The sequence below is a fragment of the Actinomadura mexicana genome, assembly GCF_900188105.1.
In the GTDB taxonomy this organism is placed as follows: domain Bacteria; phylum Actinomycetota; class Actinomycetes; order Streptosporangiales; family Streptosporangiaceae; genus Spirillospora; species Spirillospora mexicana.
Window position 1 is genome coordinate 129,977 of sequence record NZ_FZNP01000016.1, and the last position, 16,497, is coordinate 146,473.

The 16,497-nt window shown below is 73.7% G+C and carries 19 protein-coding genes and 1 pseudogene; 10 read left to right on the forward strand and 10 right to left on the reverse strand.

Features of this window, described 5'->3' with window-relative positions:
• The first annotated feature begins 38 nt into the window (after nucleotides 1-38).
• Both CHC11_RS32465 and CHC11_RS32470 read left to right on the forward strand, forming a co-directional pair.
• Nucleotides 39-1,385, forward strand: a complete 1,347-nt coding sequence (locus tag CHC11_RS32465; protein WP_089315683.1) for a hypothetical protein — start codon at nucleotides 39-41, stop codon at nucleotides 1,383-1,385.
• 74 nt (nucleotides 1,386-1,459) lie between these two features.
• The gene (locus CHC11_RS32470; protein WP_089315684.1) at nucleotides 1,460-2,500 is read left to right on the forward strand and encodes an ARPP-1 family domain-containing protein; all 1,041 of its coding nucleotides are present in this window, start codon (nucleotides 1,460-1,462) and stop codon (nucleotides 2,498-2,500) included.
• 150 nt (nucleotides 2,501-2,650) lie between these two features.
• Here the strand turns inward: CHC11_RS32470 and CHC11_RS32475 are convergent, their stop codons facing one another.
• Both CHC11_RS32475 and CHC11_RS32480 read right to left on the reverse strand, forming a co-directional pair.
• Entirely contained in the window at nucleotides 2,651-3,106 is a 456-nt protein-coding gene (locus tag CHC11_RS32475; protein ID WP_179279114.1) for an acyl-CoA thioesterase, read from the reverse strand.
• Complete coding sequence (locus tag CHC11_RS32480; protein ID WP_089315686.1) at nucleotides 3,099-4,460, reverse strand: APC family permease; 1,362 nt, start codon at nucleotides 4,458-4,460, stop codon at nucleotides 3,099-3,101. The genes CHC11_RS32475 and CHC11_RS32480 overlap by 8 nt, the downstream gene beginning before the upstream one ends.
• 187 nt (nucleotides 4,461-4,647) lie before the next feature.
• On the opposite strand from CHC11_RS32480, the gene CHC11_RS32485 reads away from it, so the two are divergent.
• A complete protein-coding gene (locus CHC11_RS32485; RefSeq protein WP_245920071.1) occupies nucleotides 4,648-5,001 on the forward strand; it encodes a YybH family protein in 354 nt (117 codons plus the stop codon).
• 159 nt (nucleotides 5,002-5,160) lie between these two features.
• Here the strand turns inward: CHC11_RS32485 and CHC11_RS32490 are convergent.
• Nucleotides 5,161-5,955 (reverse strand): annotated as a pseudogene (locus CHC11_RS32490) (oxidoreductase); the annotation flags it as partial.
• Between the two features lie 69 nt (nucleotides 5,956-6,024).
• Between CHC11_RS32490 and CHC11_RS32495 the strand changes: the two are divergent.
• The 5 genes from CHC11_RS32495 to CHC11_RS32510 all read left to right on the forward strand — a co-directional run bounded on the left by CHC11_RS32495 (nucleotide 6,025) and on the right by CHC11_RS32510 (nucleotide 9,072).
• Nucleotides 6,025-6,885: a sigma-70 family RNA polymerase sigma factor gene (locus tag CHC11_RS32495; protein WP_089315688.1), complete on the forward strand. Its 861-nt coding sequence runs from the start codon at nucleotides 6,025-6,027 to the stop codon at nucleotides 6,883-6,885.
• Nucleotides 6,886-6,932: 47 nt separating this feature from the next.
• Nucleotides 6,933-7,202, forward strand: a complete 270-nt coding sequence (locus CHC11_RS32500; protein ID WP_089315689.1) for a helix-hairpin-helix domain-containing protein — start codon at nucleotides 6,933-6,935, stop codon at nucleotides 7,200-7,202.
• A 67-nt stretch (nucleotides 7,203-7,269) separates the two neighbouring features.
• Nucleotides 7,270-8,487 (forward strand): helix-turn-helix domain-containing protein, encoded by a 1,218-nt coding sequence (locus CHC11_RS32505; RefSeq protein ID WP_089315690.1) that lies wholly within the window; start codon nucleotides 7,270-7,272, stop codon nucleotides 8,485-8,487.
• A gap of 82 nt (nucleotides 8,488-8,569) precedes the next feature.
• Complete coding sequence (locus CHC11_RS40760) at nucleotides 8,570-8,809, forward strand: hypothetical protein (protein WP_143227408.1); 240 nt, start codon at nucleotides 8,570-8,572, stop codon at nucleotides 8,807-8,809.
• A 32-nt stretch (nucleotides 8,810-8,841) separates the two neighbouring features.
• On the forward strand, nucleotides 8,842-9,072 hold the full coding sequence (locus CHC11_RS32510) for a hypothetical protein (RefSeq protein ID WP_089315691.1): 231 nt from the start codon (nucleotides 8,842-8,844) through the stop codon (nucleotides 9,070-9,072).
• A gap of 230 nt (nucleotides 9,073-9,302) precedes the next feature.
• Here CHC11_RS32510 and CHC11_RS32515 read toward each other — a convergent pair whose 3' ends face one another.
• The 4 genes from CHC11_RS32515 to CHC11_RS32535 form a co-directional block, all read right to left on the reverse strand.
• Complete coding sequence (locus CHC11_RS32515; protein WP_089315692.1) at nucleotides 9,303-9,815, reverse strand: DinB family protein; 513 nt, start codon at nucleotides 9,813-9,815, stop codon at nucleotides 9,303-9,305.
• The gene (locus tag CHC11_RS32520; RefSeq protein WP_089315693.1) at nucleotides 9,816-10,853 is read right to left on the reverse strand and encodes an NADP-dependent oxidoreductase; all 1,038 of its coding nucleotides are present in this window, start codon (nucleotides 10,851-10,853) and stop codon (nucleotides 9,816-9,818) included.
• A gap of 16 nt (nucleotides 10,854-10,869) precedes the next feature.
• Entirely contained in the window at nucleotides 10,870-11,463 is a 594-nt protein-coding gene (locus CHC11_RS32525) for a TetR/AcrR family transcriptional regulator (RefSeq protein ID WP_179279115.1), read from the reverse strand.
• A gap of 281 nt (nucleotides 11,464-11,744) precedes the next feature.
• The gene (locus CHC11_RS32535; RefSeq protein ID WP_089315696.1) at nucleotides 11,745-12,527 is read right to left on the reverse strand and encodes an SDR family oxidoreductase; all 783 of its coding nucleotides are present in this window, start codon (nucleotides 12,525-12,527) and stop codon (nucleotides 11,745-11,747) included.
• Nucleotides 12,528-12,631: 104 nt separating this feature from the next.
• Between CHC11_RS32535 and CHC11_RS32540 the strand changes: the two genes are divergently transcribed.
• On the forward strand, nucleotides 12,632-13,249 hold the full coding sequence (locus tag CHC11_RS32540) for a TetR/AcrR family transcriptional regulator (RefSeq protein ID WP_245920047.1): 618 nt from the start codon (nucleotides 12,632-12,634) through the stop codon (nucleotides 13,247-13,249).
• A 177-nt stretch (nucleotides 13,250-13,426) separates the two neighbouring features.
• On the opposite strand, the gene CHC11_RS32545 is transcribed toward CHC11_RS32540, so the two are convergent.
• Both CHC11_RS32545 and CHC11_RS32550 read right to left on the reverse strand, forming a co-directional pair.
• Complete coding sequence (locus CHC11_RS32545) at nucleotides 13,427-13,621, reverse strand: DUF664 domain-containing protein (protein ID WP_245920050.1); 195 nt, start codon at nucleotides 13,619-13,621, stop codon at nucleotides 13,427-13,429.
• A 145-nt stretch (nucleotides 13,622-13,766) separates the two neighbouring features.
• Nucleotides 13,767-14,174, reverse strand: a complete 408-nt coding sequence (locus tag CHC11_RS32550) for a nuclear transport factor 2 family protein (RefSeq protein WP_089315698.1) — start codon at nucleotides 14,172-14,174, stop codon at nucleotides 13,767-13,769.
• Between the two features lie 105 nt (nucleotides 14,175-14,279).
• Between CHC11_RS32550 and CHC11_RS32555 the strand changes: the two genes are divergently transcribed.
• Nucleotides 14,280-14,837 (forward strand): TetR/AcrR family transcriptional regulator, encoded by a 558-nt coding sequence (locus tag CHC11_RS32555; RefSeq protein ID WP_089315699.1) that lies wholly within the window; start codon nucleotides 14,280-14,282, stop codon nucleotides 14,835-14,837.
• Here CHC11_RS32555 and CHC11_RS32560 read toward each other — a convergent pair.
• Nucleotides 14,809-16,464, reverse strand: a complete 1,656-nt coding sequence (locus CHC11_RS32560; protein WP_089315732.1) for a TlrC/CarA/OleB/SrmB family ABC-F type ribosomal protection protein — start codon at nucleotides 16,462-16,464, stop codon at nucleotides 14,809-14,811. The two genes, CHC11_RS32555 and CHC11_RS32560, sit on opposite strands and share 29 nt — an antisense overlap.
• Nucleotides 16,465-16,497: the final 33 nt, after the last annotated feature.

The window sequence follows — 16,497 nt, forward strand, 5'->3', positions numbered from 1 at the left end:
ATCATTCCTAGACTTCATGGTTGCGGAGGCCAACAACCATGGACACCCCCACGCTCCTTGCCCACCTGCACCACCACGACACCGCCCTGACCCTGCCCCGGGGCGCCTACCTGCGCTGGGACGACGCGGACCTGCACCGCGCCGCGCACACCGAAGACCCCGAGGGCTACGCCCTGCTCGGCCTGGCCCCCGGCGTGCGGCCCTGGCAGCGCGCCCGCGTGCTGCTGCAGATCCTGGCCGCCTCCCAGGCCGGCCTGGACGACCGCGCCCGCGCCGTGCAGGCCCGCGTCGCCCGCGTCCTGACCCTGGGCCTGCCGCCCGCCCACGTCATCACCGTCCTGCTCGCGCTGCGGCGGCTGCGCGCCAACCACAAGCACACCACCCGCACCGCGCTGCGGTTCGTCCTGGAGCACCCCGCCGCCGACGCGCTCATCGCCGCGCGCCGCCCCGCCCTGCGCGACTGCTTCGAGCACGCCCTCGGCACCGCCACCGCCCGCGGCTGCGCCGGCCGCATCGCCGGCGGCGACACCGCATCGGACTACCTCCAGCGGCGCCTGCTGCGCTTCCTCACCGACCCCGCCGCCGCGCCCGCCCGCGTCCAGGCCCTCTACGACGCCGACAGCGCGGCGGCCGGGAACACGGCAGGCGGCCCCGCCGCGGTGGGGGAGCCGGCGCTGCCCGTCGACACCGTCCGCGAACGGCCCGCCACCATCACCGCCACCAACCGCGGCGACATCGCCGCCACGCTCGTCCACCTGTACCGGGGCGGGCCCGCCGAAGACCTCTACGCCGCCCTCGGCCGCTACGTCGGCGCCGCCGCCGCGGCCTTCCCCCGCTTCACCGGCACCGTCGCCCTGGTCATGGACGCCTCGGCGTCCATGCGCGGCTACGGCGACCGCGAATGGGCCGCGCTGTCCCAGGCCGCCGCGCTTCGCATGGTGCTCTCGCAGGTGTGCACCCGGCTGGAGGTCATCGAGACCGGCGGCGACGAACGCGCCCCGCGAGGCGCCACCGACCTGGCCACCGGTGTCCTGGACGCCCTGGGCGCCGACCCCGACCTGGTCGCCGTCGTGTCCGACGGCTACGAGAACGTCTTCCCCGGCGACCTGGCCAGGGTCGTGGCGAGCCTGCCGCACGCCGGCATCACCACCCCCGTGGTGTTCTGCCACGCCCTGTTCACCGGCAGCGACGACCTCACGCTGCGGCGCCCCGCCCCGTCCCTGCCGCAGCGCGGCTTCTGGCACCAGGACGACTTCGCCGAACTGCTGCCCTGGATGTTCGGGCACTGCGACGCCGGCGCGCCCTGGCTGCGCGCCGCCCTGCACGACCGCCTGGACGCCCTCGACCGGCAGGCCGACACCCTCACCGCCCGCATCGCCGCCTGAACCGGCCCCCGTGCGGGGACGCGCCGCGTCGCGCACCCCCGATGCGCGCCCACACCAACCGAAGGGAGCACCGCATGACCCAGATGGCGGCGCTCGACACCCTCGTCCCCGGAAGCCTCAGCCTCGCCGGGCACCGCCTGGGCACCCCCCAGCAGGCCGGCGCGCTCACCATGGTGCCCATCTCCGGACCCGCCCACCCCGGCTTCGTGCCGCCCCGCACCGGCCTCAAACTGACCCGCGTCGTCGGCTACGGGCAGGTCGAACTCGCCAACCGCGCCGACTCCGGCGTCGCCATCGTCCCCCTGCACATCGGCTACATCCAGGACCACGCCCAGAACCACGCCCTGTGCCGGTCGGCGTTCCTGGCCGCCGGGCAGACCGTGCGCTTCGACGACGCCTGCTGCGTCCAGCAGAGCCAGGGCGGCTACCTCAGCGAACGCGACCAGGGGTTCTTCGTCCTGCCGCTGGAACTGCGCGCACGCGCCCTGGACCTGCGCGGCGTCACCGGCTACAGCAAGCTGTGGGACGACATCGCCGCCCTCAACGCCCGCCACGGACTGCCCCGCCGCGGCCACCTGGAGCAGATCCTGTCCCGCAAGCGGGCCGTGCTGACCCAGTTCCAGTCCCGCCTGGAACCGCAGCCCGGCCAGCTCGGCGCCCTGTTCTTCGTCTCCGGCCGCTTCGCCGGCCTGGAGATCGCACCCGACCCCCGCTACTTCGCCGAGATGTGGACCGCGCTGGTCTGCTTCGCCTACGGCGTCGCCGCCTGGCACGCCGAACCCGCCCCGCCCGGCCCCGACCCGGCCCCCTACGACCTCGCCCCCCACGACCTGGCCTTCCAGGAAGGGACGCCCGGCGGCGGGACGCCGTACGCGGGGACGCCGTACGCGGGGGCCGGGCTCGCCGGGCTGCGCGCCGCCCTGGACCGCGACCGCTCCGCCCGCCTCACCGAGATCGGCGGCTGGCTCGCCGGCGCCCCCACCGGACCCGTCGAAGTCCGCGAGGAGGAGCGCTACCTGGACCTGCGGCTGTCCACCGTCACCGGCCCCCGCCTGGCCGGGCAGATCGTCACCGACGGCGACCGCACCGTCTACGCGTCCCTGTTCGCCTGCTGACCGCCCCCGGGGGGGCGTCCCCGAAGATGAAAAAGGGGTTGCCCCCGGGGCGCGGTGCCCGGTTGAATCAGTACCGCGGGAACTGTGCCGGGCACGTCAGGCTGAACCCCGATTCCAAATCCGGGAAAACGCGCGATATTCGAAACATCGTTAAGGCGATTGTGAACCTGACGGAGCGCCGGCCGCCTGTCCCGCCACTCCGTCCAGGTAAGGCTCCAGCACCGACCTCACCTGCGGCGGCATCTCCTTCTTGGCCTTGGACGCCGGGTCGATGAACACGTGCCGCACCTCCCCGTCGGCGATGAGCCGCCCCTCCACCCGGAACACCGGGCGCACGACCATGCTCGTCGTCCCCAGATGCGCCACCGGCATCGACACCTCCAGCAGCTCGTCGAACCGCGCGCCCTCCCGGAACCGGATCCGCGCCTCGGCCACCACCAGGTCGTAGCCCTGCTCCACCATCTGCGCGTAGTCGCCGAACAGCGCCCGCCACATCTCCGTCAACGCCACGTCGTAGAAGAACAGGTAGTGGCCGTTGAACACCACGCCCTGCTGGTCGCACTCGCTGTACCGGACCCGCAGCCGATGCGCAAAGATCTCACTCATACCGGGCATTGTGCACGCCGCCGGGCGCGCCTGGGCCCCGCCGCCGCAGCACCAGCCACCGGCCGCCCAGCCCCGCGGCGAACATCGCCGCCCCCGCCAGCACCGACGTCCGCGGCAACGCCGCCACCAGGACCACGCACCCGGCGGCGCCGAGCACGTTGAGCGCCCGCGGCCAGCGGCGGTCGGCCGCCGGCTGGGTGAACGCGCACACATTGGCGACCGCGTAGTACACCAGGACGCCGAACGAGGAGAACCCGATCACCCCGCGCAGGTCCGCCGCCGCCACCAGGGCGCACACCGCGACCGCCACGGCGACCTCGGCACGGTGCGGCACCCGGTGCCGGGGATGAACGGCCGCCAGCCACCCCGGCAGGTCGCGGTGCCGCGCCATGGCCAGCGCCGTGCGGCCGATCCCCGCGATCAGCGCCAGCAGCGCGCCCAGCGACGCCAGCGCCGCGCCCGCCCGCACCACCGGCGCCAGCGCCCCGGCCCCCGCCGCCTCGACCGCGGCCGCCAGCGGCGCCGCCGCGGCCGCCAGAACGTCCGGCCCCGCCGCCAGCAGCGCCGCCGCCCCCACCACCAGGTACACCGCCACCGCGATGAACAGCGCGACCGGGACCGCCCGGGGGATCGTGCGGGCCGGGTCCCGCACCTCCTCGCCCATCGTCGCGATGCGGGCATAGCCGGCGAAGGCGAAGAACAGCAGCCCCGCCGCCTGCAGAACGCCGTAGGCGCCGCCCGCGCCCACCGCCGTCCACCCGCCCAGACGCGCCGCGCCCGCCTGCCCGCCCGCCGCGATCCCCGCCACCACGACGGCCAGCGCCGCCAGGCTCGCGACCACCAGCACCCGCGTGAGCAGCGCCGTCCTGGTCACTCCCCGGTAGTTCAGCGACGCCAGCGCCACCACGGCCGCCGCCGCGAACGCGCGGCGGGCCCACCCGGGACCGGGCACCGCGTAGGAGGCGAAGGTGAGCGCCATCGCGGCGCACGAGGCGGTCTTGCCCACCACGAAACCCCAGCCCGCCGCGAACCCCCACCACGGGCCCAGGCGCTCGCGGCCGTACACGTAGGTGCCGCCGGACGTCGGATACACCGCCGCAAGCTGCGCCGAGGCGACCGCGTTGCAGTAAGCGACCACCGCGGCGACCAGCAGCCCCACCAGCAGGCCCGTGCCCGCCACCCGCGCCGCGGGCCCGAACACGGCGAACACCCCCGCCCCGACCATCGACCCGAGCCCGATCAGCACCGCGTCCCCGGTGCCCAGCCGCCGCGCCAACCGGTCGCCCCCGCCGGGCTCAGCCGTTCCGGACGCCGCCCTCCCGGTACCGCCCCGCTTCCGGCGCCGCAAGGTCATCGCCCACCCCCGCCCTATCCCATCAAACTCCTGCCGCCGCCTGCACGCCCTGAGCCGCCGCTTCGATAAGGAACGCTTCTGGAAGGCAGAAGAATCATCTCTTGGACTTCTCACGCAAGGGCGACCACGATGGGAGGTGACAGCACCAACGACCTGGGGGGAAACCATGACGCAGTACGAGAAGGCCATGCGGCCGGAGGACATCACCCGCCTGTTCGTCGAACGCTCCAACGCCGGCGACGCGGCCGGAGTCGCGGCCCTCTACGAGGAGAACGCGGTGCTGGCCTACCCGCCCGGCTCCCAGACCGTGGGACGCCAGGCCATCGCCGAACTGTGGGAGAAGGTCCTGGCCGCGCGCCCCCGCTTCACCCCCGAGGAGCCGCTGCCCACCCTGATCAGCGGCGACCTCGCCCTCACCTCCACCCCGCCCAAGGACGGGGCCGGGGCGCGCGCGCAGGTCGTCCGCCGCCAGCCCGACGGCAGCTGGCTGCGCGTCCTGGACCAGCCCGAGTTCGTCACGCCCCCCGAAAGCGGCGCCTAGGACCCCGCCCAGACCGGATAGTCGACATACCCGCGCGCGCCGCCGCCGTAGTAGGTGCTCCCATCGCCGCGCGCCACGGCATGGCCCAGCGCGAACCGGGCGACCAGATCGGGATTGGCGACGAACGGCCGCCCGAACGAGCTCCGCCACCAGAGCGTCGTAGGCGGCGAGCGTCGCCTCGTCGGCGGTGTAGGGGTAGCCGGCGCGGCGCGCCTCCGGCGAGGTGTCGTGCACCGTCCAGTGCGGCGACAGCCGGACCCCGGCGCGGCGCCCGTCCCACGCCGCCGTCACCGCGTCCACGACCTCCAGCAGCAGGCGGCTGCGGTCGGTGCCGTAGGCGTCGGTGCGGCGGTTCATGCGCGGGTTCAGGAACTGCGCGATCAGGAACGTGCCGTTCGCGGCGACCTCCACCCCGTCGAACCCCGCCCGGCGCGCCCGCGCGGACGCCGCGCCGTAGTCGGCGACCGTCTCCTCGATCTGCGCGCGCGTCATCTCCCGGGGCGTGACCGTCGCCTTGGGGCCCTCCGCCGTCCAGCACACCTCGCCCGGATCGACGGCCGACGGCCCCGCGGGCCGCGCCCCGCCCCGGTGGTCGGGATGGGAGTGGGCGCCGGTGTGCCACAACTGCAGCACGATGCGCCCGCCCAGCGCGTGGACGAGATCGGTGACACGGCGCCAGCCCCGCACCTGCCGCTCGTCGTAGACGCCGGGGACGCCGGGGAACCCGATCGCCCGCTCACCGACCCACGCCCCCTCGGCGACGATCAGCCCGGCCGTGGCGCGCTGCCCGTAGTAGGCGGCGTGCAGGCCCGTCGGCTCCAGACCGGGACCGGACGCGCGCGACCGCGTCAACGGGGCCATCACCACCCGGTTGGGCAACGCCAGGTCCCCGAGCGCCACCGGCCGCAGCAGCGGCTGCCCGCCCGGCTCGCTATCCTCGTCATGTCGGATCATCTGTCTTCCCGCCGTCGTCGTCTCTCGGATGCCACGAAGCAGACGCAACGCGGCACGGAAAGGTGACCGATGCACGACCGACTCGCCGAACGCTTCGAGGCGCACCGCCCCAACCTGCGCGCGGTCGCCTACCGGATGCTCGGCGACCCCGGCGCGACCGACGACGCCGTCCAGGAGGCGTGGCTGCGGCTCGACCGCACCGGCCCCGACGGAATCGACGACCTGGAGGCGTGGCTGCGCACCGTCGTGGCCCGCATCTGCCTCGACATGCTCCGCGCCCGCACCTCCCGGCGCGAGGAACCCTACGGATGGCACTCGCCCGTCCAGACCGATGACGGCGACCCCGAGACCGAGGCCGTCCTCATCGAGTCGGTCGGCCGCGCCATGCTCGTCGTCCTGGACGCCCTCGGACCCGCCGAACGCGTCGCCTTCGTCCTGCACGACGTGTTCGCCGTCCCGTTCGACCAGATCGCCCCCATCGTCGAGCGCACCCCGGCCGCCGCCAAGAAACTCGCCAGCCGCGCCCGCCGCCGCGTCCGCGGCGCCGGCACCCCGCCGCAACCCGAACTCGCCGAACAGCGCCGCGTCGTCGAGGCGTTCCTCGCCGCCGCCCGCAGCGGCGACCTGCACGCCCTCCTCGGCGTGCTGGCCCCCGACGTCGTCCGCCGCGCCGACCGCGCCGCACTCACCCCCGGCCGCCCCGCCGTCCTGCGCGGCGCCGACTCCGTCGCCCGCGAGATGCAGCTGTTCGGCCGCCGCGCCCGATACGCCGCACCCGCCGTCATCGACGGCGCGGTCGGCGCCGTCGTCGCCCCGCACGGCCGCCTCCTGCTCGCCCTCGCCGTCACCGTCCACGGCGGCCGCGTCACCGGCTACGAGATGGTCGCCGACCCCGCCCGCCTCAAGGCCCTCGACATCGCCGTCCCCTGACCGATTCCGACAAGACCGCGCCGCACCACCGTGCTTACGCTGGCCCCATGAGCAGCGAACTCTCCGAACTGGCCAACGTGGGACCGGCCGTCGCCGCCTACTTCGACCGCATCGGCGTCACCGCCGTCGCCGACCTCGAGGGGCAGGACCCCGTCGAGCTGTACGAGCGGATGTCGGCCGCCCACGGCCGCCGCCTCGACCCCTGCCTGCTCGACACCGTCATGTCAGCCGTCGACCAGGCCGAAGGAAAGCCCGCCCGCCCCTGGTGGCACTACACCCCCGAGCGCAAACGCCTCCTCGCCGACACCCGTCCCTGATCCACCACCGCACGCCCGCGCAGGGCCGTAGCCTGGAGGGCGGGATGCCTCACGAGGAGGTGCGGCGATGCACCAGGAGACCACCATCGGCGCCCGACTGCGCGCCCTGCGCCGCTGGCGCGGCATGACCCTCGACCAACTCGCCGGACAGGCGGGCTTATCCAAATCCTTCCTGTCCATGGCCGAACGCGGGCAGCGCAGCCTCGACCGCCGCTCCCACATCGCCGCCCTCGCCGACGCCCTCCGAGTCTCCGAGACCGACCTCGTCGGCGGCCCCCACCTCGGCCCCGACCACGGGCAGGCCGACCCGCACGCCGTCATCCCCCCGATCAGGCTCGCCCTCCAGACCAACGACCTGAGCGACCCCGCCGTCGAACGCGCCCGCCCACTGCTGGAACTGGTCGCCGAGATGGCCCGTGTCGAACCCCACCACCAGGCCTGCGACTACGTGCGCGTCGGACACGTGCTGCCCGACCTGCTGGACGAGTTGCACCTGCACGCCGCCGACCCCGCCGACGAAGCGGCCCACCGCACCGCGCTGGAGACCCTCGTCGACGCCTGCGTCGCGGCCGCCTTCACCGCCAAGGACCTCGGCTACCCCGACCTGGCCCATCTGGCGGCCGTCCGCGCCGAGCAGGCGGCGACCATCCTGGACGACCCCGTCCGCCGCGGCCAGTCCGACTTCCTGCGCATCCACACCATGCCGCGCGCGGGCTCATGGGACCGGACCTTGCGCGCCACCGAACGCTCCGCGAACCGCCTGGAACCGCACGCCCGCAGTGAACTCGGCGCCCAGGTACTCGGCATGCTCACCCTGTCCGCCGCCCTCGCGGCGGCCGTCACCCACGACGCCGGACGCGCCACCGACTGGACAGCCGAAGCCGCCCGCCTCGCCCGGACCATGCCCGACGCCCCCGACGAGAACTGGATGAGCTTCTCGACCAGCAACGTCGGCGTATGGAACGTCGCGGTCAACGTCGAATGCGGCCGGCGCGGCGGCGCCGTCCTCGACCTCGCCCGCGTCGTCGACGAGACCAAGCTCACCGGCAGGAAGGGCCGGCACGCCGCCTTCCTCGCCGACGTCGGACGCGGCCTGGCCCGCGACCGCAAGACCAAGGACCAGGCGATCCGCTGGCTTCGCCGAGCCGAGAACACCGCACCCCAGTGGATCCGCAACAACACGCCGGTACGAGAAGCGGTCGCCGTCCTGCTCAGCCAGGCCCGCACCGACGCCGGCGGCCGTGAACTGCGCGGCATGGCCGCCCGCATGGGTTTGCCCCACTGACCCGCGGGCCGGGACCGGGCTGCTCGCTGCGAGTTCACGCCAGTGAACGCATAGCGTGCTCGCCATTTTACGGTCCGTGTTCATGGAGACGACGAACGCACTTCGGTGCCTTGCCGACGAACTCGATGCGCGCGGATGGAGGACGGTGCTGCGCGCCGGAACACTCACGGTCGCCAACCCCGACGCGCCCCGCCTCGCCGACGCCATCACCTGCGACGGGTGCGCCTTCTGGTGGACGTGGGGCCAGGAGGCCGGACCGGCCGACGACATCGTCGGCGTGGCCGACCGCATCGTCCACGTCCTGCGGACGGCCGCGCCATGAACACTGCGGCCGGGTCTCGCGAGTGGACGGGCATGACCTACGACCGCCGGGGCAGCGTCCTGCCGGCACCGCCTCGCCCCCGCGTCATCACCTGGTACGGCAGGGCGACCGGCCGCTGGTGGGCCCTGGTGCCCTGGCCCTCCGCCCGCTACGGCGCATTGCTCATCGAGGCGGCCGACCAGGCCACCCTCGCCGAGCACGTCGCCCGCCTCTTCGCGGCCCTCCGTTCCCGAACGCGACCCGGGCCACCAGGTGCCTCGTGACTGCGGCGGGCCCGCCACATCCGGCGACACATGCCGCGCAGTCGTCCGCGATGATGTCCCGGCCTGTCCTGCCGCCCCGTCGACCGTGGACGTGATCAGTTCGATCCGGCGGGACGGCCGACGACGGCCGCCTGCTCGAACGCGGGACCGCCGAAGCCGCCGTCTCCCCTCTCGCGCCCGCGGCGGCGCGGTCGCCCGCTGTGCTGCGGAGAGCCTGGGTGTACTCGTGGTCAGAGTTGTGCGTGTCGAAGGATCAGGAGCTGACCGATCTCGGCGACGTTCTTCGTGAGCTCGATGTTCACCCATGCGCACATGTCGGCGACGGTGCGGCCCGCCTCTTCGGGCCAGGGGAACGCCGACCGGTCGTCAAGGCGGTCGGTGGCCGACAGCGCCGTTCGCCACGCCTGGTGGATGTCCCCCAGCCATGCGGTGATCGAGGTGCAGGTGCCCGGCCAGCTGATGGCTTCGCGCGCCGGGATGTCGGTCTGCTCCAGATGAGCGAGTGCCGTGGACCACCACCAGCCGATGTGCCAGGTCAGCCAGGCGATCGTGGGGGCTGGGACGGGAGTGGGCTCGACGTCGGCGAAGTCGGGCGCCCAACCGTCCTCGACCTGGTGCATGGTCCAGTGCGACGGTGCCGGTTCCCAGAACAGGTCGTCGTCGCGCCACTGCTGGACGTGGTGGTCGAGCAGTGCCCAAGCGGTGGACAGCTGCTGTTGGAGTATCTGCTTGACCTCCGTCATTCAGTCCGCCTTCGTTTCGGCCGAGGTCATTCTGACCAACTGCTTGCCGAGGTTGGCGCCGTCGAAGAGGCGCTGCAGCGCGGCGGGGGCATTGGGAAGGCCATCGACGACGTCCTCGGCCCAGCGCAGGTCGCCGGCCGATACCCACCCGGAGAGGTGAGAGAGCGCTCGGGGAAAGAGGGGCTGGTGGTCGAAGAACAGGAACCCCTCCATGCGGGCTCGGCGGAACGCGAGTTGCATGTAGTTGGCGGGACCCGCGCCGTATCCCGCGGCCGTGTAGCCGGACGAGATCGACCCGCACAGTGCGATGCGCGCATGGACGGCGAGCCGGTCGAGCGCGTTCTCCAGCAGCACACCGCCCACATTGTCGAAAACGGCGGTGAGGCCGGCGGGCGCGAACTCGCGCAACGCGTCCGGAACGCTGTCGGCGCGGTAGTCCACACAGGCGTCGAACTTCGCGACATCCTTCACCCAAGCGACCTTCTCGGCCGAACCGGCGGTGCCGATCACCCGAGCGCCCAGAAGCCGTGCGATCTGCCCGGCCAGGGAACCGACGCTGCCCGCCGCGCCGGTGACCAGCACCGTGTCCGCCTCGGTGACGTTCAGGACACCAGACATCCCGACGAACGCCGTCAGCCCGCTCACGCCGAAGACGGTCAGCATGTGACGCGGATCTATCCCCTCCGGCACCGGGTTGACCCCGAACAGACCGCCCTCGCGCGCCACGACGTACTCCCGCCAACCCAGGTCGCCGTAGACCCACTGCCCCTCCGGCAGCGCCGGGTTCCGGGAGGCCACCACACGCCCGACACCGCTGCCGCGCATCACTTCGCCGATCCCGACCGGTGCCGTATAGGTGGCGCCAGCGTTGAGCCACGTGCGCTGAGTGGCGTCGATGCCGAGCCAGACGACCTCGACGAGGGCGTCACCGTCGTCGAGTGCGGGCATGGGGCTGCGCTGCTCGGCGAACGTGCCGGGGGTGATGCCGCCGGCGGGGCGTTCACGAAGCACCATCTGGCGGAAGGTCCGCGCGGGCATGACTTCAGCCTCTCGATCAGGGGGCCGAGCGTGTCGCTCGGCTGAACGTGGCGACCAGTTCGTCGCCGACGGAGTCCACGGGAGCGCCGTGTGCGACCCGCAGTCCTTCGGCATCGAGGGTGCGGCGGAGCATCGAGGCCATCATGACGGGGTCGAAAACGCGCAGTTCGCCGTTGCGCTGTCCCTCCTCCAGCAGCGCGATGACGTCGGCAAGCGACGCCGCTACGAGCTCGTCATATACGGCGGCCGCCGCTGCGGTGCGGTGGGCGACGACCGCGACCAGGGCGCGCGTCTCCACGGGCCGCCGCGCACAGTACAGAAGGAAGCCGCGGACATAGGCCGCGAGCCTGTCCAGGACACTGCCCTGGCCGCGCAGCACGGCGACCAGTTCCGGTCCCAGGCTCCCGACCACGCGAGCGACGACGGCGTCGAGGATCTCCTCCCTGGTCTCGAAGTTGCTGTGGTAGGCGCCACGGCTGTACCCGGCCGTCTCCGCGATCGCCTCGACCGAGGTCGAGGCGACCCCGCGCTCGGCGAACAGCCGCACCGCCGACGCCACCAGTTCCTCGCGCGTGCGCCGCCGTCGTTCAGCGCGCGTCTCCCGTGCCATGCCCATCAAGATACAACACGGTATCCGAATACATTCCCGTATTCGAGTTCCGCGGGGTAGGTCACGCGTCAGGAGCTTCGCGTGACCGCATGGCCGTGGCACCCGGAGGCTGCCCGCCAGTTCGCCGCGGACACCGAGCTCGGGCTCATCCCCGGCCCCGGCGCCGTCCGCGCGGTCTGGGAAGACGCCGCCGCGCCCGACCGGGACGGTGACGATCCGGGTGACCCCGGGCTCGGCGAGGTGGACGCACGGGCGCACCTTGCCGGCCCGCGCGCCTCCCGTCAGGCCGTCTTGATCGCCCCGCCGTCGATGATGTGGTCGGCTCCGGTGGTGCTCGCCGCGAGCGGTGAGGCGAGGTAGGCGACCAGCGCGGCGACCTCGGCCGGCTCCACGAGGCGCCCCGTGATCATGCCCATCGTCGCGGGCAGCCCGGCCACCAGCTGCTCACGCGCCAGTCCGAGCGAGGCCGCGAGCCGGGCGCCGTAGCCGTCGGGCGACTCCCACATCGCCGTGCGCACCGGCCCGGGCGACACCGTGTTGACCCGGACGCCCCGGGGGCCGAACTCCTCCGCGAGCGCCTTCCCGAACGCCGTGAGGGCCGCCTTCGCCGTCGTGTACGGGACCGGGCCGGCGTGCGGGATCCGCGCGCCGTTCGAGGAGACGTTGACGACGGCACCGCCGCGCCGCAGCAGACCGGGCAACGCGGCACGGGTCGTGCGGACCGCCGCGAAGAGGTTCAGCCCGTAGATCTCCTCCCACTGCTCATCGTCGAAGGACAGGAATCCGCCCGTCGCTCCGCCGTCACCCCCGCCCACATTGTTGACGAGCACGTCCAGCTCACCCAGCTCCGCCAGCGCCGCCTCGACCAGCCGCGCCGGCCCGTCGGCCGTCCCCAGATCCACCGGGATCGCGATCGCCCCCAGCTCCTCGATCTCCGGCGTCACCGTCCGCGCGGCCGCGACCACGCGCATGCCCTCGCCCGTCAACGCCGCGACGGTGGCCAGCCCGATCCCTCGGCTGGCCCCGGTCACCACGGCGGTTCGCCCACTCAGCTGCAGATCCATTCCATGCCTCCTCTGTGCATCGATGACGACGCACTGAAGCTATAACTTGCGACACTGATGTTGCAAGTTATCGCGATATGGCTACCAGGATGTAGTGTGTGCGGGTGACATCGCAGCAGGCGCGCTTGCGCGTCGGAGGTAGGCCGCTCCGCGCCGACGCGGAACGGACGGTGCGCACGATCCTGGAGGCCGCTGAACGCGTGCTCTCAAGCGATCCCACGGCCACCATGGAACAGATCGCCGAGGCCGCCGACGTCGCCCGCACCACCGTCCACCGGCGCTTCGCCACGCGCGAAGCGCTCGTCGACGCCCTGACCCGATGGGCGACCGAGCAGTTCGCCGCGGCCGTCGAGGGCGCCGTGTCCGACACCGCCCCACCGCTGGTCGTGCTCTACCGGGTCACCGCGGACGTGCTCCGCGTCAAGATCGGCTGGGGCTTCGCCATGACCAGGGCCGCCGGTTCCGCGGATCCGGAGATCGCCCGGATGCACGCCGACGTGCTGGAGCAGTGCGACCGGCTCTTCCGGCGCGCGCAGGCCACCGGACTCCTGCGGTCCGACGTCGACGTCGCGTGGGCGCGACGCTGCTACTACGCGCTCATACACGAGGTGACCCAAGGGGGAACCGCGGACGCCGACGTCGACGCCCTCACCACCTCCATCGTGGACACCCTGCTGCGGGGACTCGGGGGCGATCTCGGACGCGCGTCGACCCGTGTCTGAGGTCTCAAGATCACCCGAGTGCGCCGTGCGACCGACTCCGCGCGCTTCCGGGTCGCCGCGCCCACCGGTTCCGGCGCCCGCCGTACGGCGGGCGCCTCAACGCCCAGCCCGACGCGTTCATCCGTCCACGACGGTCATCGGTCGGTCTCCCGCGCGCCGGGCCGGGGGACGGCGAGATCAGCGGCCGGTCTCCTCGATCATGTGCGCCAGTGCCCAGCGAATGCTGGGGGCGGGGCGTCCCGGCCGCGGTCGGGGAACGGGTGCGCCGAGGCCGGCGCACCCTTCGAGGACCTCGTTCGCGCGTTCGACGAAGGTCAGGTGGTTGAGCAGGCCGAGCAGGTTCGTGCCCGGCGGCACCGCGGCCGCTCGCACCTGCGGCTAGGGCGCGCCCTCGACCTTCGCGGCGACCGAGGTCCGCAGGTAGTCGAGGAACCCGAGACAGCGGGCGCGGCGTTGCGCCTGGGCTACTTCGTGCAGCCTCTGTGGGCAGGTCTCTACTCCCGGGCCCGCCGGCGGGTCACAGGCGTCCGCCCAGGGGAGTGCGGTGCGCGCGGACCGTCCGGTGGCTGATCCGCCAGCCGCGCGAGGTGCGGACCACGGTGTCCTCGTAGGTCACGCTGCCGACGGTGCCGTCGGCGTTGACGCCGAGCCCCTTGGAACGCGCGTGCACCCGGTCGCCGGCGGTCTCGGTGAGGACGATGTTGGTGACGTGATGCCCGACGGGGTTGAGCCCGCCCAGCGCACGCGCGGCGGCGGCGCAGGCCGCCACGCCGAGCAGGGGCTCCTGCCCGAAGTCGGAGACGTCGTAGACGACGTCGGGGGTGAACAGCTCCTCCAGCCGGTCCAGGTCCCCGCCGTCGCACAGGTGGCCGTGCATGCAGATCAGCTCGGTGATCTCGGTGCGGTCGTCAGTGGTGAAGGCCATCGCTCCTCCTCGGGGTCCGGCCGTAAGCACTAAACGGGGATATCCCCGTTTAGTGCCCCGCTAGGCTAACCGGGAACGTCCCCGTTCGACAACCAGGGAGCCGCGATGACCGCCGCCCCCGGCCGGGCGCGCCGCGCCGACGCCGAGCGCAACGCGCGCCTGCTCGTCGCGGCCGCCAGGGAGCTGTTCGACCGGCGGGGCCCCGGCGCCCCCCTGGACGAGATCGCCAAGCGCGCGGGCGTCGGAAACGCGACCCTCTACCGGCACTACCCGACCCGCGACGACCTGCTCGCCGCCGTCTACGCCGACGAGGTCGCGGCCCTGTGCGGCCGGGGCGCCGCCCTCCTGGCCGAGGCGGACGCCGGCGAGGCGCTCCACGCCTGGCTGGAGGCCTTCGCCGTCCAGGTCGCGACCGGGCGCGCCCCGGCCTTCGCCGGAGCGGGCGGCGACGACGCACGGCGCACCGAGCTGTTCGCGCGCTGGCACGCCGCGCTCACCTCCACCGCGGAGAAGCTCCTCGCCCGAGCGCAGCAGGCGGGCGACGTCCGCGGGGACCTCACCGTGACCGAGGTGCTGACACTGGCCCACGCCATCGCCGCCTCCTGCACCGACCCCGGCCAGGTCCGCCGCCTGCTCACGATCGTCCGGCACGGCCTGGCCTGACCGGCGATGCCGGGCGTCCCTCGGCCAGTTCGAGGCGGGCGCCGGTGAACGCGGCGCGCAGGCGCCGGTCGTGCGTGACCACCACCAGCGCGCCCTGGTAGGAGGCCAGCGCCTCCTCCAACTGCTCCGTGAGCATGGGCGACAGGTGGTTGGTCGGCTCGTCGAGCAGCAGCAGGTCCCGGGGCTCGCTCACCAGCCGCGCCAGCTCGACCCGGCGGCGCTGCCCACGGGACAGCTCCCCGAGGCGCAGCTCCAAATCGGACGGCCGGAACAGCCCCAGGGCAAGCAGGGCGTCCGCGTGCTCGTCGGGGCTTCCGGGACGTCCGTGCGCGTAGGCCTGCAGCACGGTGCGGTGGCCTGCGCCTGTCGGTCCGTCCTGCCGGAAGAATCCGACCCGGCCGGTCCGCCTGACCCCGCCCGCGTCCGGGCTCAGTTCTCCGGCGAGGACCCGCATCAAAGTGGTCTTGCCCGCCCCGTTCGGACCGGTGACCAGCAGCCGCTCACCGGCGTGGACGGTCAGGGACTCCAGGCGGAGCCGCCCCGGCACCACCACGCCGTCGAGCGCGGCCACCTCGTCCCCGGCGGCGCCCGCGGTGGCGGGGACGGCGGTGAAGCGCAGCGGCTCCGGGGGCGGCGCGGCGGGGTGGTCGTTGAGCCACCGGAGCCGTTGCCGTGACTGGCGGATGCGCCCGGCGGCCCCGTGGGTGCGCGAGCGCGCCCGCCAGGCGCCGGTACCCATGCCGGCCTTGACCGTCCTGCGCGGGATCGTGGCGAGCCGGCCCGCGTTGGCGGCCACCAGCGCGGCATGCCGGTCCAGCTCCGTCCTCCATTCCTCGTGGGCACGCGCCTGCGCGGCGCGTTCTGCGGCCTTGGCGGCGATGTAACCGGCATACCCGTCGCCGTAGCGGCGCACCCGCCCGCCGTCCACCTCGACGACGGCGGTGGTCACCCGCTCCAGGAACATCCGGTCGTGCGTGATCGCCACGACGGTGCCCCGGTGGGTGCGCAGGCGCTGTTCGAGCCAGGCCGTGGCCTGATCGTCCAGGTCGTTGGTGGGCTCGTCGAGCAGCAGCAGCTCGGGGGCGGACGCGACCGTGGCGGCCAGGACGAGCCTGGAGCGCTCTCCGCCGGAGAGCGTGCCCAGCGGGCGGCTCCGGTCGAGGCCGGGCAGCCCGAGCCCGTGCAGCGCGACCTCCACGCGCAGGTCGGCTTCGTAGCCGCCCCGCGCCTCGAACCGCGCCACCGCCTCCGCGTAGGCGTCCAGGCCGTCCCGCCCCTGCGCGCCCGCCGCGCCGAGCGAGCGCTCGGCGTCCCGCATCCGGGCTTCGAGGTCGCGCAGGTCGGCCAGGGCCAGGTCGACGGCGTCGGCGACGGTGGCCTCCGGCGGCAGCGCGAGCGACTGCGGCAGGTACCCGACTCCGCCGGGCGCGACGGCCGTGCGTTCGCCGTTGTCCGGACGCTCGGCGCCCGCCATGAGCTTGAGCAGTGTCGACTTGCCGGACCCGTTGTCGCCGATCACTCCGAGCCGCTCGCCGGGCTTGACGGTGAGCGAGACCCGGTCCAGGACGACGCGGGTGCCGTAGCGCTTGGTGATCTGGTCGAGTGCAAGTTGGGCGGGGGCGCGCAGGACGCCACCTCCTTCTCGTCGGTGCGGACAGGT

Bases quoted from the DNA above. Each gene is read 5' to 3' on its own strand.
- CHC11_RS32465 (WP_089315683.1), top strand. From the start codon at position 39: ATGGACACCCCCACGCTCCTTGCCCACCTGCACCACCACGACACCGCC.
- CHC11_RS32470 (WP_089315684.1), top strand. From the start codon at position 1,460: ATGACCCAGATGGCGGCGCTCGACACCCTCGTCCCCGGAAGCCTCAGC.
- CHC11_RS32475 (WP_179279114.1), bottom strand. From the start codon at position 3,106: ATGAGTGAGATCTTTGCGCATCGGCTGCGGGTCCGGTACAGCGAGTGC.
- CHC11_RS32480 (WP_089315686.1), bottom strand. From the start codon at position 4,460: ATGACCTTGCGGCGCCGGAAGCGGGGCGGTACCGGGAGGGCGGCGTCC.
- CHC11_RS32485 (WP_245920071.1), top strand. From the start codon at position 4,648: ATGCGGCCGGAGGACATCACCCGCCTGTTCGTCGAACGCTCCAACGCC.
- CHC11_RS32495 (WP_089315688.1), top strand. From the start codon at position 6,025: ATGCACGACCGACTCGCCGAACGCTTCGAGGCGCACCGCCCCAACCTG.
- CHC11_RS32500 (WP_089315689.1), top strand. From the start codon at position 6,933: ATGAGCAGCGAACTCTCCGAACTGGCCAACGTGGGACCGGCCGTCGCC.
- CHC11_RS32505 (WP_089315690.1), top strand. From the start codon at position 7,270: ATGCACCAGGAGACCACCATCGGCGCCCGACTGCGCGCCCTGCGCCGC.
- CHC11_RS40760 (WP_143227408.1), top strand. From the start codon at position 8,570: ATGGAGACGACGAACGCACTTCGGTGCCTTGCCGACGAACTCGATGCG.
- CHC11_RS32510 (WP_089315691.1), top strand. From the start codon at position 8,842: ATGACCTACGACCGCCGGGGCAGCGTCCTGCCGGCACCGCCTCGCCCC.
- CHC11_RS32515 (WP_089315692.1), bottom strand. From the start codon at position 9,815: ATGACGGAGGTCAAGCAGATACTCCAACAGCAGCTGTCCACCGCTTGG.
- CHC11_RS32520 (WP_089315693.1), bottom strand. From the start codon at position 10,853: ATGCCCGCGCGGACCTTCCGCCAGATGGTGCTTCGTGAACGCCCCGCC.
- CHC11_RS32525 (WP_179279115.1), bottom strand. From the start codon at position 11,463: ATGGCACGGGAGACGCGCGCTGAACGACGGCGGCGCACGCGCGAGGAA.
- CHC11_RS32535 (WP_089315696.1), bottom strand. From the start codon at position 12,527: ATGGATCTGCAGCTGAGTGGGCGAACCGCCGTGGTGACCGGGGCCAGC.
- CHC11_RS32550 (WP_089315698.1), bottom strand. From the start codon at position 14,174: ATGGCCTTCACCACTGACGACCGCACCGAGATCACCGAGCTGATCTGC.
- CHC11_RS32555 (WP_089315699.1), top strand. From the start codon at position 14,280: ATGACCGCCGCCCCCGGCCGGGCGCGCCGCGCCGACGCCGAGCGCAAC.